At 27.8% G+C, this 17,836-nt stretch carries 3 protein-coding genes; all 3 read right to left on the bottom strand.

Translation table 4 applies throughout. From position 1 onward, the window contains the following. Positions 1 to 18: 18 nt before the first annotated feature. Positions 19 to 8,640, bottom strand: coding sequence for a hypothetical protein (locus tag EXC58_RS00480; RefSeq protein ID WP_129725108.1), 8,622 nt, complete (start codon positions 8,638 to 8,640; stop codon positions 19 to 21). A gap of 14 nt (positions 8,641 to 8,654) precedes the next feature. Continuing rightward, positions 8,655 to 17,099: a synaptonemal complex protein 1 gene (locus tag EXC58_RS00475; RefSeq protein WP_129725107.1), complete on the bottom strand. Its 8,445-nt coding sequence runs from the start codon at positions 17,097 to 17,099 to the stop codon at positions 8,655 to 8,657. Between the two features lie 429 nt (positions 17,100 to 17,528). Further along, positions 17,529 to 17,714: an AlbA family DNA-binding domain-containing protein gene (locus EXC58_RS00470; protein WP_129725106.1), complete on the bottom strand. Its 186-nt coding sequence runs from the start codon at positions 17,712 to 17,714 to the stop codon at positions 17,529 to 17,531. Positions 17,715 to 17,836: the final 122 nt, after the last annotated feature.

The raw sequence follows: 17,836 nt of genomic DNA, 5'->3' as shown, positions 1-17,836 counted from the left end.
GTGTTTTTGTATGAAAAATTAACGAATTTTAAAGAAGAATTTATTAATTATTGCCGAGTAAAGAATATCGCGAGCTGAATCTTTTGCTATTTTCCCACTTGCTGTATCTAATTTAAAGTTCTGATTTTCAACTTGAGCTAATTTTGCACTTGTAGGATCAGCTACTGCTGTTCTATTAACAATACTTTGTCCGCCAGAGATAGGGAATAAAGGCAATCCTCCAAAAGCACCATTACTACTAATATTTAATCAAAGAGTATTTTTAAAACGACCGTTTTTATTAAAGATGTTTTCATCTATTGTTGAATAAATTTGGTAAACTCTACTTAATTCTGATGGAGTAGGTGTATAATTTGCTACATTTGAAGGGAATTTTGCAACTAATTCTCTTACAAAGTTTGCATCAGCAACTTTTAAATTTGTATTATTTCTCAAAGTTTGTAAATTGGTTTTAAAATTACCTTTTTTAATTGTATATAAACCATTTTCAGTTCATGAATTATAAAGATAAACTTTTCGTAAAACAGGATCATAATCAAAATTAAATGAATATAAATTAAAGTTAACTCCGGTAGGAAGGCGATCATTTGGTGTTGCAAATCAATTTCTACCATCATTTCAAATGTTTGATTTACCAGTATCTGAAGATCTTAAATCATTATCATAACGTTCTGGCGTAACTAAAGATGATTCTTTTCTTCCTTTGCTAGGAAATCCAGTAACAATTCCACCTTGCAATTGTAAAAATGAAAATCCTTTTTCATTATCATCAGGGAAAATAATTAATCGTTCATTATCTTTTGAGGTAGTTAGCGAAATATTATAAGTAATTGGGATTGATGTTTGATTGTCAAAATCAAATCCATATTTAGTGGTAGTGTCACGATTATCATTATCTAAAACTGCAGTTAGTCTATTATTAGTTACTTGTTGTCTATTAACAGTTTTAGTGGTGCTGGTGTAATTTAAATTTGCTAAATTTGGATCAGTTGTAGTTTTAAATGAAGTTAAATAAGCATCATTTGGAGTAATTACATTTGTATTTAAATTGGTGCTTACATTAGTACTATTGTTAGCATTTAAATCAAAAATAGCGGCTTTCATTTTGTTATACACTTTAGTGATAACTTGAGTTTTAATGGTTTGATAATTAGCATCTTGAGCATTAGCTACTTGCGGGATATTTCAACCAGCTTCATCTACATCAATAACCTCTACTTTAGCATTAATTCCAACTTGATTTTGAGCATTAGTAAAAATGCTTGAAGTTCCGCTAGTAACTGCTACAGTATCAAGTGTTTTAAAAGTCATTACCACTTCTTTTTCAACTTGTAATTCTCCTATATCAGTAGAATTTGATTCATATGAATACACAATTTTAGCCTTTAATGATTGACGATCAACTTCATTTTCAGTTGGAGCAACTAAATTAAATCATCCATTTTGATCATATTTTTTAATGTAAACCTTAAATTTAATTGGTGAATAAATTGATTTTAAATCATTTTGATCTTTAACATCTTTTTTGGTGTAAGCAAATTGCTCAAACATTGCTAAAAAAGCATCATTATTATCTATTTGCACTAAATCGTTATTATTTCCAGTTGCATGAGAAGTAAATCCATTAAAAGTTTGTGTAAACTTTTTGCGGGTAATTTCATCTTTAGCAATAACAACTTTATATTTATGATCAAAATTTCCATCAAGAGCAGTATCAAGCGGAAGCAATGGATTGGTTTTGTTTGGATTATTATTTAATTGATTAAGCAATAGTTGCTTATTAGCAGGTTGCTTAATTCAATCCTTGTATTCAGTAATTTTATTTAATAAAGTTTTTAAGGTTTCATCTAAATTATTGGTTTTATTTAAGGTAGAAAAAGACACACTAGTATCAACACTATTTAAAATAGTTTCAATTCCTTGTTTAAAGGTATTAAAAGCATTTTTAATAGCATCAGTATCAGAAGAACTATCGTCATAACGAATGGTTTCGAAAATATCTGCAAAGACATCTTTAAGCGGATTTTTTAATAATGCATTGCTTACTGCTAATTTAATACTATCTTCTAATTGAACAAAAGTGTGGTTAAATTCCTCTAGTGATGTAGCAAAGCTTGCTATTGATCCAGAATCATTTTTTGTAGCTAAAGCAGTGTAAATTGTATTTAAAGTATCGAATTTATTTTTGAAAGCATCATACTCATTTTCAAGTCCTTCAATTTCGTTATATTTAAATAAATTAACGTTTTGGCCTGCAACGTTTTGCTTAAGTTCGTCTAATTTTTGAATTAATTTTACGTAAAATCCTGCTTGTCCAGCTTGACCTGCTTGCGGAGCAGGAGCAAATTTTTGGGCAAATTTTTCTTTAATAGTATTAACAAAAGTATCAATAACACTTTGATAATTTCCGTTAATTATTCCAACTAAAGCATTGATTTTACTTGAATAATTTTCAATACTATTAAAATCAACATTTAAAGCAGTTTCAATGGTATTTTTAAGGGTTAAAATTGGAGCATATTCAGTATTTGTGATTTCTGAGCCAGCACGCACAGTAGTTTTTGACGCAGCAAAATCATTAAAGTAATCTAAAACGCTAGTTTGGATATTTTCGACAGTATTGGTTGCTTTGGTATATAAATCAAAAATTTGCAAAGAAGCTACTGATTTTGCATTTGCTAAATACACATTAACTTCTGAATATGAAAGATTATCTTTAGTTTGAATTGCATTATTTAAATCAGTAATAGCTTTTTGTTCAAAGTTATCAACATAAGTAGGAGCTACTTGATTAACTGCAAAGTTATTTTTAGTGCTATCAAAGAAGGTTTTAATTTCATTATCAGCAGTTAATTGTTCTTGGAGTTGATCTTTTTTAGCAGTAATTAAAGCATTAATGTTATCTTTAATTGCGCTGATAAGTTGTAATTTAAATGTTTCGTCATTATCAACTTTATTTAAGGTTGCTTCAGCACCACTTTGGGCATTATTTATTAAATTAGTTATTTCAGTAAATTTGCTAGTTACTGCATTATTATCTAAATTTGAATCTTGTAAAGCAATAAAACTTTGAGCACGTGTAAATTCTTTTTGTAAATTAATTGCGTTTTCTAAAGCGTATTTAATGAGTGAATTTTTTATGCTAGCAGGTTCTCCAGCTGGAACATCGCTAGCTTTTCTAAAGTATTTATTAAATAAATCTTGAGGGGTAATTTGATTAGAATTATATTCATTTAAAAAAGCATCTAATTTAGTTTTAATTACATTTTTAGCTAAAGTTGGTAATGATAATTCACTATCATACTCATTTTTAATCTCTTCATAATTAGTTAATAAAGTCAATCTAAATTTTTGAGCTTCTAATTCTAAAGCAAGATTTTCAATTGATTCACTTCCGCTAAGAGACATTTTTGAACTATCTCCAAAATAAGTTTTGGCTTTATCTATAAGTGCTTGAGCTTGAGTTTTAGCATCGCGAAGCAATGGTTCATTACTTATGATTTTATTATTAAATACATTTAAATCGTAAGCTTTAGTAGCAAGTTCTTTAAGTAAATTGATTTTTTCTTCAACAATATTAACTTTAGCTCGAATAGCATTAAGCTCTCCACTTTGATCTGGTGCAGTAGTTAAAGTATTTTGAGTATTGTTTAAATTGTCCAAAGTATTTAAAAAATTGGTTAGTTCATTTTTTAAATCATTATGAACAAGTGGAGTAAATGTTTGATTTTTTAAAGTTTCAATTTTATTATGAGTAGCTACCCGATAAGTATTTTTAGTTAAAATATGAGCCTTTAAATCTCCTATTTCTTGAATAATTTTATCGCTAAGTTGCGAATATTGATCCACATTTTTAGCATTTGCAGAAGTAAGATCAAATAAATCATTAACATTGTAAGGATTTCCTTGAGAACGTCCAAGAGTAGAGTTATTATATGCATTTGCTCGAGGAACGCTGTCTCAAACTAATAATAAAAGCGATTTTAAATCATTAGCAGAAGTTAAAACGTTATTATTAGCTAAATTATTTGCATCTATAAGCACATCTAAATTAGCACTAGTAATATTTTTGTACAAGTTTGCTTTTTGTGTTAAATTATTGATTTTTTGTACTGATTCTTGTGAATATTCATCATTTTGAGCTGCGGTCTCAAAGTTATTTAAGTAAGTATTTATTTCATTTAATTTAGTTAATCCAAGTTGGCCATCAACACTACGTAAATTAAAGTTATTATTACTCAAAATATCTCTAATTTCTTGTAATTTACCTGCAAGTTGATCTGAGGCACTTAATTTTAAGGTTGAAAAGTGAATTTTATTACTTAAATCATTGTAAAAATCAATATTATTTGCTGATCCTGAAGGTGTTTCTCTAAAATAACTACTTTTAGCTTCTGTTATAAAGTTATTAATTTTTTGCGAATAACTATTGATTAAATTTGAATTATTGTTAGTTAAAGCATCAAGAGTATTTTTTGCATTAGCCACATTTTTAGCTAGAGAAGCAATTGCAGGGACTTCATTTTTAACTTCATTAACTTTATTTAAAAGTGCTATTAAGTCATCTCGAGATGTGCTTGTTGTTGCTGAAGTTTTAGTAGTTGATACAAAGTTATTTAACTTGGTATTAACTTCACTATCATAAGTTGCACCTAAAGCATTTTCAAGCGATTTTACAATCCCTAATTGTCCATTTGAAAGATCGTCATTTTCTAAAGTAGCAACAATATTTTCACGAATTTCTTGAATTTCTACTTCTTTAAGGTAAACCTTATTTAATTCTTCATATTTAGTATTAATTTCGCTAAAACCATCTGAAGCAATTGGTAGCGAAGCATCAACGGCGTTTTTTAATTGTTCAATTGATAAAGTTTGTGAATTTGCACGAGTTGGGTCTTTAGCAATATAATCCGCTACACGTTTTTGTAAGGTAAATAAATCACTAAAGCGTTCAATTTTCCGATTTATATCCATTACATCTTCAAGTGATAAAATCGCTAAATTTAAATTATTTTTAATGCTACTATCAAAAGAATTTGATGAATTTTTAGCTTTAATGTGAAGATCAGAGGTTCCAAAATTAGCTGAATTAGCAGTAGTTGATACGTCTTTAAGCTTATTTAAAGCTAAATCCTTTTGATATGCAATCTCAAGTTTAGTTAAATAAGCGTTAATATCATCAGTATCAACATTTACTTTTTGAGCATCAGTTTTATCTCTTGCGTATGCTTCTTTAGCTGGAGCAAAGTAAGTATTAAAATCATAACTTGGATTTGAAGTTATAAGAGCATCTGCATCAGCTTGCAATGCAACTTGCTTAGCATCAACAGAAGTAATTGCTTGATTAAACAAATTGAACAAGTTGGCTTTTTTATCTTTATAAAGTTTAATTTTAGTAACAAATTCAGCTTTTTTAGCTTGAATTTGTTCAATGGTTAAATCATTATTAAAAATAATTGCATTGCTCTCTTGGAAAATTAAATTAATTTCATTTTTAAGTGGAGCATAAATTTTTCAATCTTTATTTTGATCTAAAACATCTTTTAATTGTTGATAAACATCTAAAAACTCTTTTTTAGCTACTATAATCTCTTTAGCTTTATTTAAAGTTTGGATTTTAGCAACAATTTGTTCATTACTATCTGAAGATAATAATTCATTATTTAATAATAAATTAGAAATATAATCAGCTAAAGCTTGTGTTGGAGCTTGGTTATATAAATTATATGAATTTAACAATTCTCCTGAAACATTAGCTAAATTAAGTAATAACTCCATTTTATTTGCTGCTTCAGTTGCTTTTTGGAAGTTTAATTGCGATTTTTGAACCGTTGCATAATTATTGACTTTTACTAACGAACGAGCATAATTTTCATTTGCTCCACCAGCAGTGGTATTTTTAGTAGCTTGAATAAGTTGATTTAATTTTTCAACTTTCTCTTGCTCATAAGCAAGCAAAATTTCATCTCCTCGTTGAAGTAGTTGTAATTTTGCATTTTCAAAAGCTTCTAAGTTTGGAATATTACTTGGATTGTTTAATCTTTTTATTAAATCATCAATATTTTTAATTTCTTCATTTGCACGTTTTATTGAAGTATTTGTTTTATCACCAGTAAAAGGTGCTGAAGTTTTTTCTCCAATAATTGCAAGTAAACGCTTTTTATTTATTTCCGCTTCAAATAAATAAGGGGTAATGCTAATGAGATCATCAGCTTTAGCAATAGAAGCATTTGAATTTTGTTGATTTGAAACATCTTTAGCTTCTTGGAGTAAATCGTTGTAATTTTTTAACAGTGCTTGAGCTCCTGGAGAAGATAAATCATTTTGATAATTAGCCGCAATTTCGTTTTTAAGTTGAGCAATTTTTTGTTCAAGTAAAATTTTAGTATCTGCTTCATTTAACTCTTTAAGTGCCTTTTGTAACGCTTTTTGAGCATCAATAATTTGATCTGGAGTTGCATCTGGATTGTTAAAAAGTGGTTCAAGAGCAGCACGAGCTTTTTCAACAGAATCAATATAAGGTTTAAGTACTAATGAATTTAATCCTTTTTGCTTTTCTAATAAAGTTGTTTGAGCTTGTTTATCAAGTAATGAAAGTTTTCTAAAATCATTTCCAGTATCACTTAAGTTTTTTAATTTTTTAGAAATAGTTTCAATATCTTCTTCTAATTTTGCATTTCCACTTCCGGAATTAATTTCGCTACGCATTTGGTCAAGTTTGCTTTTATATTCGTTATATAAATCAATCCGTTTTTGTTCTTTATCTGTTGGAAGATAATTGTCATTATTATCCGAAAAAACAACTTTTAAATAATTGAAAGTAAAATTAGAATCATTTTCAGCTTGAGTTTGCTTGTTTGCATTAACTAAGTTTTGTAACTTAATATCATATATTTTAATTTGCTTTACTAAATTTGCACTTGGAATAGGATTAAAATCTTTTGTCATTGGAAGAGATTCTTCATTTAATTTTTCAGCTTCATCAATAACAGCACTATTAACTAAATCATGTAAATTATTAACTGTTTTTATTTTTTGGTCCATTAATTCAATTAAGATTTTTAAATCCTCTTTCAGTAAAGTTCTTAAAGTTTCATTTAAAGTATTTTTAACTGAATTTAAAAATGATACTGTTACTGAATTTGAATAAGTTTTAGTGACTTGATTGTGTAATTCTAACAACTTAGTTTTAATACCTTCACTAGTAAAGCTTAAATTATTAACTTCATTAATTTGGGTTTCTAAAAGTTTTAATTCATTATTTAAGTAAGTTAAATCTTCAAGTTCTTTAACTTGATTTTTGTAATAATTAAATAACTCATTGGCTAAGCTTTTAGCTGGTAAATTTTTATTAATAATTGTATCAATTTGTGATTTAACATGAGTTGCTTTAGTTGGAGTAACGATGTTATTTGTTTTAGCGTTGTTAACTTTTGTTTTAAGGTCACTAATAATTTCGTTAGCAAATTTTAAAGCATAAAATTCACTAAATAAGTTTGCTTTAGCACTAATTAACTCTTTTTTATTGCTTAAAGCAAGTACTTGAGTAATTAATTGTGAAACCATTTCTTTGTTAAATCTAAGCGAAGAATCAAATTTATCCACATAAGTATTTAACTCAGAAATAACTTGCTTAATTTCAGCAACAGTTTTTTGAGTATCAGAAATTTGTTGATAAAAGGTAACTACACTATTGTGAATTTGGTTAATATCAGCCTTAGAAAGAGCAATATTTAAATTAATTTGAGTTGAACTAATGAACTTTTTAACATTTTCTTTTTCAGCTTGAGAGTAAGCTGCATTATTTTCATAAGGTTTTATTAGTTTTAAATATTGCTGAATTTCGTTAATTTCACTTTGAGAATTTTGTAAAACTTCTTGAAGTTTTGAGACTTCTTTTGTAGTATCTTGAGAAGCAATTTGTACTTCATTAAGTCGAATATTATCACTAATAATACGCGAATAAAGTGGAGTTAAGGAGCTTGAAACATCTTTTTTAAGTCCTTCAAAAGGTAATGAATCAAGCTGAGCAGATGTTCCTTCTAAAAGTTTAATAAATGGAGCTAAAATTTGATTTTGTAAAACTACCAGTTTGGAAATTTCTTGAGAAACATTTTTTAAATATTCTTGTTTTTGTTTACTGGTTGCAGAATAAAGATCTTCAAGAAATTTAATTGACTGATCTTTTTTAAGTTGAGTTAGTTGATTTTTTAAATCAAGTTCTCTAATCCGACCTTCTTGATTGGCAAGAATTTTATTTCAAAAAACACTCGGTTCTTCATCTTGAGCTTGAACTTTATCAAGATTTTGAATGTAAAAATCAAATGCACTTGCTTGAGCTTGATCTAAAGCCACTAATTTTGCTTCTAAATTCATCTTTTTGCTAGTTCATGAATCTTTTGCTTGATTATAAGCTTGAAAAACTTTGTCTTTTTCATTTTGGGGAGCATCAATATATGGAGCATATAGTTTAAATAGATTTTCTCCTTCAAGGAAATTTCCAAATACTGTTGAATTATTTACTGATTCATTTGAATGAATTAGAAATAAAGTTGCACCCAAACCAATAACAGCAGGAACTGCTAAAGTTGATGATAAAACAAAAGCTTTAGCTAATTTTGTATTTTTAATTTTAAGCATGATTTCTCCTTATCTTAGTGTAGTTTGAATTTGATATCAAATTTTTCAACAACATTCATAAAATCTTGATATCCAACTCCACCTTTTCCTGAATTAGCTGTATCTTTTTCAACATTTGCATCAGCGGCTCATAATGAAGAACCTCTTAAATTATCAAAAGTTAAACTTGCAAGATCTCTAATTCGAATTTTACTCATTACATAATCTCAAAATTGCGGTTCATTAGCTGTTGGTGCTCCGGCAGCTTTTCCAGCTGTAGTACGCTTATAAATATCAACATGCCTAAGAACATCAGCGCTTCCAAGCGAAATATTTTGCACCGTAGATGAAGGGTCTTTATCAAAGCGATTTAAAATCTGCCAGGTAATAACCATAAGTCCAGCTTCTCTAGTGCTTCCGGTAGTGCTAAAGACAGGAATTCCGATAACTATTGGTAAAAATAATAAGTTTTTACCTTGATCGACGTTTTGTTGATATTGGTATTGATAATCAGTTGTATAGTGATGAGTATTTCGATCATTTGAAGAAAGTAAACCATCTAAATAATTATTTCCATTTTGATGCTGTAATCCAGTATCTGAAGTAAAGTTTGGATTTAAGGTTTTTCAGAAAATAGTACTTCCAGCTTGACTTCAACCTTTATAAGGTCCTGATAATTTAACTTTAACTCTAAAATTAGGTGAAGAATTGGTAGTATTTGAAGCAGGTGCATCAATTGGATCATTAACTCCTTCAGTAAAGTAATATTTATTATCTCTAATTAATTTTAATGTTGAATATTTGTTAAATACACCAAATAAACGTACTGGAGCTTGCAAGTTGTTTCATCCAGCTTGATCAGCAGTAAATAAAGTTTCATTTAGTTTATTAGTATCTTGAATATTTTCTTTATGAATAATAAATTGATCTAAAGTTTTAAAGTTAATTCCGACATTTTCAAACTTGATTCCAAAGTTAGTTACAGTTCCAAAAGCACTATCATTATTATTTAATGAAGTTGGCTTAGTAAATCTAAAGTATAAATTTACAAATCCACGTTTTATAGACGGATCAGCAGTTAAACGACTACGTACATACTCAGAATTTGGAGCTGTATCTTTGTAAAGGAACACCTCAACATTACTTGTATTAAAGAAATTATTTGTTCCTTTAAGAATGTTAAATTTATCAAATAAATCCCCTAGCATTCCGCCACCATTAGCATTAATTTGCGGATTAATTTTTTTAGCTGAATGCATAGTTCCATCAATTTCAATGTTTTCTTCAGTGATTTGTGGATCTTCAAGTTTTTGTTTAAAGCTTTCTAGCGAAGTATCGTCCTTAGGAGCAATATCTTCATAATTTAATGTTCCATTTTCTGATTTGGTTAAATAATCAAAGAATAAGTTAGTATTATTTATATCTTTAGTTCAATCAAATAACTGTAATGCAAATGAAAAGCCACGACTTATAGCACTATAAATATCAATATCACTAGCATTTTTTGGTAAATTAGCGAGTGTATTTTCACTTTCAATTGAAGGATTTGCAATTTTTGCATATTCATTTTTAACGGCACTAAATTTATCATCTGCAGCAGGTAAATTAGGAGCTAGTTGAGTTTGTGAAGCAATAAATTGTAAAATATTGGCAATATTTGCTCTACCAGCAAATCCAGTGACTCCTTCAATAAATTTATGAAGAACTTTTTGTAAGGTATCATTATCATTTGCACTTGTTCCAAAAACAATTTGATCTAGTTTTTCTTTGGCTTTAGCTATTGCTACAACAATTTCTTTATATTTATTAAAATAATCAGTTCTTTGAGTTGTTATATTAGTTGGGGTTCCGTTAGCAAAGGAAACACTTCCTTCACTTGTTTCGTTTCGAATATCATTTGAAGAATTATTACTAATATTTACAAGATCATTTAAATAATCAGTAATTTTAGTAGTTAAACCAGCAGTTTCGGAGTTTGTATTTTTTAAAGCAAAACGAACATTATGATCTTGTTGAGAATCAGTAAGTTCATTTTTAATTCTTGTAAAGTTACTAATTCCTAGTAAAATCGAAGGAATCGATTTAATTGAAATAAGATTTTGATAATAATTAAAGAATTCATTAGCCACATTAGTAAGCTTGTTAATAATATCATCTGCGTTATTTTGAGCAAGGAATGTTTTAATATTTGCATCAGATTCATTTGCTTTTTGAGCATAACTTTGAGCGTTAGTATGTAAAGCATCAGCTGCGTTAGGGTTAGCTGCGTTATTAAAATTATCAAGTTCTGCTTGAGTTATTCCAGTGACTTTAAGAACAAATTCTTTAGAAGCTCCATTAGTATTTGCGGCATTTAAAAAAGTGTAAAACTCATTGAATTTATCTTTGTATGAGTTATAACGATTAGCTTCTCATTTAAATAAGGCTAACTGTTGGTCGGTAAATTTAGTTTGAGCTGTTGCTAAAGTATCGTTAAAAGTTTCTAGTTTTTGTGCTGTAGAAATATCAACATTTTTAATTGAGTTTATTGCTATATTCTCGTAATCTTGTAATTTCGGATTGCTATTTGGATTTGGATAGTTATTAGCTAAATATTTATCAAGCTGTAAGTGTAATGCTAAAGCTACTTTTGCTTTATCACTTTCAGCTTTTAAAATCTCATCTAAAGCTCCATTATTTGAATTATAAAGTTCTGAAGCAAGTCTTAATTTAGTTTCTTCGTTGTGATTATTATCATTAAGAGCAACTGTAGCTTCATTTATTTTTGTTTCTAAAGCAGTATATAAATTCTTAATATTTTGTGGTTCATAATTTGAATTTGAGGCAATTTTCGCTTTATATGAAGTTAAATATTCTTGAGCTTTATGAATATTTGCTTGGAGAATTTTTGAATTAATAAACCCAATATTAAATGAACTATTTGAAGAACCAGTAATATATTTTTCAAGTAAATTAGCATAATTTTCTTTAGTTTCAAGTGAATTATTAGCATTTAACTCATTAAATGGGGTATTTAAAATAGCTGTAAGCGGAGCTTTTGCTTGAGCGGTTAAATAATCATTATTTGATGGAGTGGTAGTTAAATTATCAAGCTCATTTTGCTTGGTTGCTACTTGGGTTGCAAAATTTAATCTTGCAATATATGTGTCTAAAAGGAAAATATTATTATCTAAAAGCGAAGAATCTTTTTGAGTGTAATAATATCCAGTTGCTTTGGTTATTTCAGCATCTAATTTAGCTATTGATCCAGTAACATTAACATTATTTGCGATATTAGTCATTGCATTAACTGTGTTTTTGGCAGTTGTTGCTTGAGCTACTAATTCAGCTAATTTTTTGTATTTTTCAAAGAAAACATCAATTTCAATTGCATTTCGGATTGCTTCATCAATTGTTGCTACATTATTAGCGTTTTTAATTTGCTCAGCTTGGGTGTGGAAAAAGTCATCTGCTTTTTCTTTTAATGCTGTAAATTGCGAATCAACATTAGTGGTATTAGTGGTAAATAACTGCTCAACTTCAGTAACTTTAATCCCCTTATCGTTAGCATTATTTTTATAAAGTGTCTCTAAGGCATTTTTACGAGCTAAATATAAATCATAAGCATTTTGAAACTCATTAACTAAAGTAGGAATAAGTTCAGTTTCAAGTTCGGTAGCAGTTTTATTATTATCCGGAATGCTTTTTAAAATCGCATCAGCAAGTTCTTTAGCATCACTCTCAAATCCATAATTAGCTCGCATTCCGGTTTTATATTCAAAATTATTGTAATTATTAGTACTATCATTTAGAACTTGATTTTGAATGTTTAATTTATCTTTTTGGAGATTAATTAATTTTTCAAGCGAATTGAGTGTATTTTCAACATTAAATATTTTTCCTTGAGTTACTGGAGTTTGGTTTAACAAATCAATTAAATGATCAAAATACCCTTCCATTTTTGACTTACCATCTTGTGGAGTTCCATGCGTTCCAGTTCCTGTTGCATATCCATGAGTTGAAGTTGTAGCATCAGGAATATTTGCTTTATCACTTTGAACTTTTGCATAAACGACATTGAATTTATTAAATAGAGCGATTTTATCTTCAAGTTCTTTTTCTTTAGAAATTAATTCTACTGGAGCAATGGTTAAATATGAGTCTTTATAAGCACTATAAGTATCTGAAATTGAATTAATTAACGCCTGTTTTCCAGTATCGCTAGCAGGAATGTTAGAATTTGCGGCAACTAAATCTTGAGCTACTTTAGTTTTAATTGCTAGATTTTTAAGATTTTCTTCTTTAAATTCAATTTCACTTAAAGCATTATCAATAGCTACTAAATCTGCTTTTTGAGTGACTGCACTTGTTTGACTTAATAATTGCTGTAATTTTGCATCGATTTGATCTTTTAATCCTGAATCAACACTAGCTAAAGCATCAAGTTTTGCGTCAATAGCAGTTTTATATTTTTGGATTTTATCACTTTCAGAAGCTTTTGCATCCTCAAGGGAAACTACATCAAAATATAAATCTCTAAGTTCATTTCGAAGTGAAATAATACTTTCAGAACTTTTGCTATATAAAGTAGCTTCATCAGCATTTTGATATTGCGAAACTTGTTGTAATTTGTTAAATAAAGCATTATTTGGATGAGTATTCATTAATATTTGAATATTTTTTTGGTTTGGATTACTTTTTGAAGTAGTATCAAAATAATCAAAAATAATTTTAAATTGTCCAATTAATGAAGTAAGTGAAGAAACTTTTTGGTAATCTCTACGAATTTTAAGTAAATCAGCTGGTAAATTATAAGAATTAACAGTATTTTTCAGTGCGTCTTTTCACGAAATTAAAATTCCTTTTCATGAGTTGCTGTAATTATTTTGAATCTCAGTTGAATAATTATCAAAAACATTAATTTTGCTAGTTAATTCTTCAGCACTTTGAATAAAACTATCTTTTGTATATGCTAGTGGGAGTTCATCTAATTTTGCGAGCAATTGAGCTGTTAAAGTGGTCTTTTTACCGCTGTTATCAATAATATCTTTTAAATTCTCAAACTCAGCAAAAACATTATCTGTGTGAGTTGAATTTCTTAATCCATCAGCAGTTTTACTAGCGTTATAATCATTTTGTAAGGAGCTTTTAAGAGTAAGGGCATCATTTCATGCTGTATCAATAGCATTTTTAATTTGCTGCTCTTTTTGAGTGGCAAAATCAATATCATCTCTAAGAGTTGCTAAATTAGCATTTGTAGCGTAAAACTGTGCAATTTTAACTTTATAATCAGCTATTTTGGTTTCAAAAACTCTAATTGCATCATCAAAAATAGCACGATTACGTTCATTTGCTCCATATACTGCTTCTAAAGTTTTGATATTATTTTCAGCTTGAAGACGAGTTGGGGTTTTAGATAGTTCAGCTCCTAAAATTCGAGTTTTAAAATCAATTACACTAATACTATCTCCAAAATGAATTAAAGTATTATTTGGTTCATTTGCAGTACCACTATTTGGTTTATCTAAAAGAGCTTTGCGTAATGTTTCATAAGCAATTGGATTATTAGTTTGATTAAGTGTTTGTAATTTATCCGCACTAGCTTTAAGACTTTTAGCTAATTTTAAATAGTTTTTAATGTTATTTTCAAGTTCATCTACTTGAGCTTGGGTTTTGTTATTATCATTTATTAAATTTTGTGTTACTGTATTAATACTTTCAATTGAAGCGTTAATTTCTGTGTAAGGACTTTGCGAAATATTGGCTCCAGTAACTTTATTATCTTGAATTTCTTGATTAGTTTTTCTTAAAAGGGCCACCGAAATAGCCAAGGCTAATTCTTGATGTTTTTGCTCTAAATCATTTGCTTTTTGAGCAATTTGGCTTTTATCAAAATTAGGATTAAATAAAGTGTTTAAGAAAGTATCAACTTCAGTATTTAAATTTTTAGCACTATTAAATTGATTTTCAGGTTTGAAAGTTCCATAATCATTATTTTGTGTTTCATTAATTAAGTTTTTAAGAGCATTATTTTTAACTTCTAAATCTTTTGCATCTTCAACTACATCCATTAATTTAGCAATTTCACTATTGATATTATCTCTTTGTTCGTTAGTTAAATTTGTATCTGTAAGTTGTTGCTGATAAGTAGATAGTTTATCTAAAATTTTCTTTTGCATTGGAGTTGGAACTCCATTTAATGAATATGGTGCAAAAATTTGGTTAATTAAATTAAAATTGTCTTTTAAAGCTTGAGTACTTTGGTATTCAGCTTGCTTTTCTTTATAAGCAGCAATTGCATTATCCATTTGGCTAATTAAATTAGCAACATCAACATTACTTGAAGCATTATCTAAAGCTTCCAAAGCAGCTACTTTAACTTGATTAATTCTAAGAGCTTCTTTTTCTAAGAAAGTTTGCTCCGCTTTTTTCCCTGATGAAGAAGCTATTGTTATTTCTCCAGAGGCAATTTTTGCTTCTAATTGTTTAAATGCTTGAGCATTTTTAGCGAGATTATCTAATCCTTTAGCTATTTGTAAAAATTTATCTTTTTTCTGATCATCAGTTAAATTAGGGTTTTGAGCAGTAATTTGAGCTTGTTTTCTTAATTCTAAAGCTTGTTCTTGTAGCTTTTTCCCAAATGCTGAGGTAATTTCTCCACTATCAGTGACAAAAATTGCATTAATTGCTTCTTTAGTTTGAGTAAATTTATCTAAAGTGTCTTGCAACCCTTCGCTAATATTAGCTTTTTGGAGTTCTTGTTGATATTGATCAATTAAAAATTGTAAATCTTCCCTAATAGCAGTAGAATCTGAAGGAATTAATAATATAGCTTTAGAATTTAAAAACCTTAATTTATCTTTAATTTTTGCATCAAGATTATTTTCTTCTTCAACTAAAGGTTTGGAAATGTTATATCAATTTCTAAGTTCGATTCGATTAATTTCTCTAAGTTCATTTGACTTAGTTCGTAAAGTTTCGTTTAACTCTTTAACTGAAACATTGCCATTTAACACTGTTGTTACTTGATTTAACATTTGAGTTAAATCACTTTTATTAACATTTTTTCCTTTGTTAATCGAATTTAAAATTTGTTCGCTTAATTTTTTAAGAGAATTTTTAAATACACTTCCAAGTAAGACATTATCGTAAATATTGTTATAAAGATTATTTAATTTTTCTAAATATTGATTAATACTTTCAAAACTACTTTCTAAAATATCACTTAATTGTGTTTGGAAGTTTTGAGCATCTTCTGGACTTAAATTTCGCTCAGCAACATAAGTGATAGTTTGATCTTTAATAGTTGTAGCTAAATTATCAATATTTTTAATAGCAGTAGTTAAATTAGTTGCTTGAGCAATGCTATTTAAAAGATCTCCTTCACTTTCAGAAGGATTTTCTTGGATTTTTTTAACTTGCTGATTAACTAATTTTTTAACATTATTATCAAAAGAGGACGCTTTTAAGACACTTAATACTTGTGATAAGTTTACAAGTAATTTATTTTTATCGGGAGTTTCATCAATTAAAGTTTTTAGTTCATTATTGACTAAATCATTTAAATATTCAATTTCTTTAGCTTTAGTCACTGCTAAAGTTGGAGCTGAATTTAATGCAATACTTTTATAATTATCAATTCGGTTTAAAGAGTTATCTTTTAAATGATTATTAAGATCTAAAATATTAATCTCATTACGTACCCGAATGACATTTTCTAAGAAATTATTTAAAATTTTAGTTTCTTCAACTTTGCTTTTTGCAAGTTTATTAATCATTTTATCGTATACTTGTTCATATTCGACAATAGCATCACGTGAATATTGTGGTTGAGCTAGTAAAGATAAAATTTGATCAATGGTTGAAAGTAGTACACTTTTTTCTTGAGTACTAAATAAATTTGGAGTGTTTTTAACAAGTTGTTCGTGGTTGGTTCAAATTTTAGTTTCAAGTTCAAGAGAAAATTGATTTTGCTTTTCAATAAGAGGATCAACAATCTCATAAAACTTTTGCAAAGCAGCTGCTTTATTTTCGGGATTTTTTAAAGCACTCAGAACTTGATTTTTTGCTGAGCTAACTGCATCTTGGAAATCAACATCCTTAACTAAAGAATAGTATTCTTCAATAAGATTCTTTTCTTCGTCCGAGTCTTTAGCAATATTAAGCAGTGCCTTAGGCCTAGAGTGCCTTAGTTCATTTCTTTGTTCAATCATTTTTGAAATACTTGAATTTGGATTTAATAGTAATCGTTTAGCAAAATCCACTTCTAAAGAAAGCTTTTTAATTTGTTCATTTTTTAAATCTTCTTGTGAAAGATTGCTTAAAAGATTTTGAGTTTTAATTACTTGATTTTGAAGTTCCATAAAAAAGTAACTTTGTTCACGAGAAACTGGTTGCGATTTATGCAATGATAATAAAGTACCCACAGACACAAGAGCTGCGGCTGCTGTTACACCACTAGCAATCGCTAATGTAGCGATTGCTTTTTTTGGATTTTTCATAATACACCTCAAAAATTATTTATATAATGATTTAATTAGCACTTTTTAGTGCTTAAATATTAAAAATATTATTTTTATAATGATACCACATTTAATATAAAATGGTGTTATATCTGCCCTAAAAACCTTGTTTAAATTAGTTTTTTATATTTTTTACAAAAAAAAAAAAAAAAACAGTCATTATTATTTGAAATTAATAGACTTAAAATTACAATAAATAAAATGATTTTTAATTAAAAAAGTAAAAAAATTATCATAGAGTTATAGAAGATGTATATTATTTGAAATAATGATGTTGTATTGATTAAAATCAAGAAATTAAAATAGCAAGTAACTTTCTTATTTTTGATTAATATAAGATATTTTTGTTCATTTAATTTTCAATATCAATAATTTCAGGTTTAAGATAAAGTTTAGGTCTTATTTTATCTAAATTATTAATAGATTTAGTAAAATCTTTAAGATTTTTATCAACACTTTGGAATTTATACCAATGATTTCTTTATTATCATTAACTCCTAATAAAATAAGATGTCCGCCGATGCGATTATTAAAAGCACACACCGTATCATAAACATCTTTACCAATTTGATTGTAAGTACTTTTAAATTCCATATCAATTTTTTCACCATTTTTAATAAGCTCTATTAATTCTTCTTTAGTTATGATATTTTCTTCTTTGGCTGTTTATTTTAATTTAGTTACTCTAGCTTTCTTATTTGCATACTAAAAACTAA

This window comes from Mycoplasmopsis citelli, from assembly GCF_900660645.1.
In the GTDB taxonomy this organism is placed as follows: domain Bacteria; phylum Bacillota_I; class Bacilli_A; order Mycoplasmatales; family Metamycoplasmataceae; genus Mycoplasmopsis; species Mycoplasmopsis citelli.
This window is presented reverse-complemented; position numbering and strand designations above follow the sequence as displayed.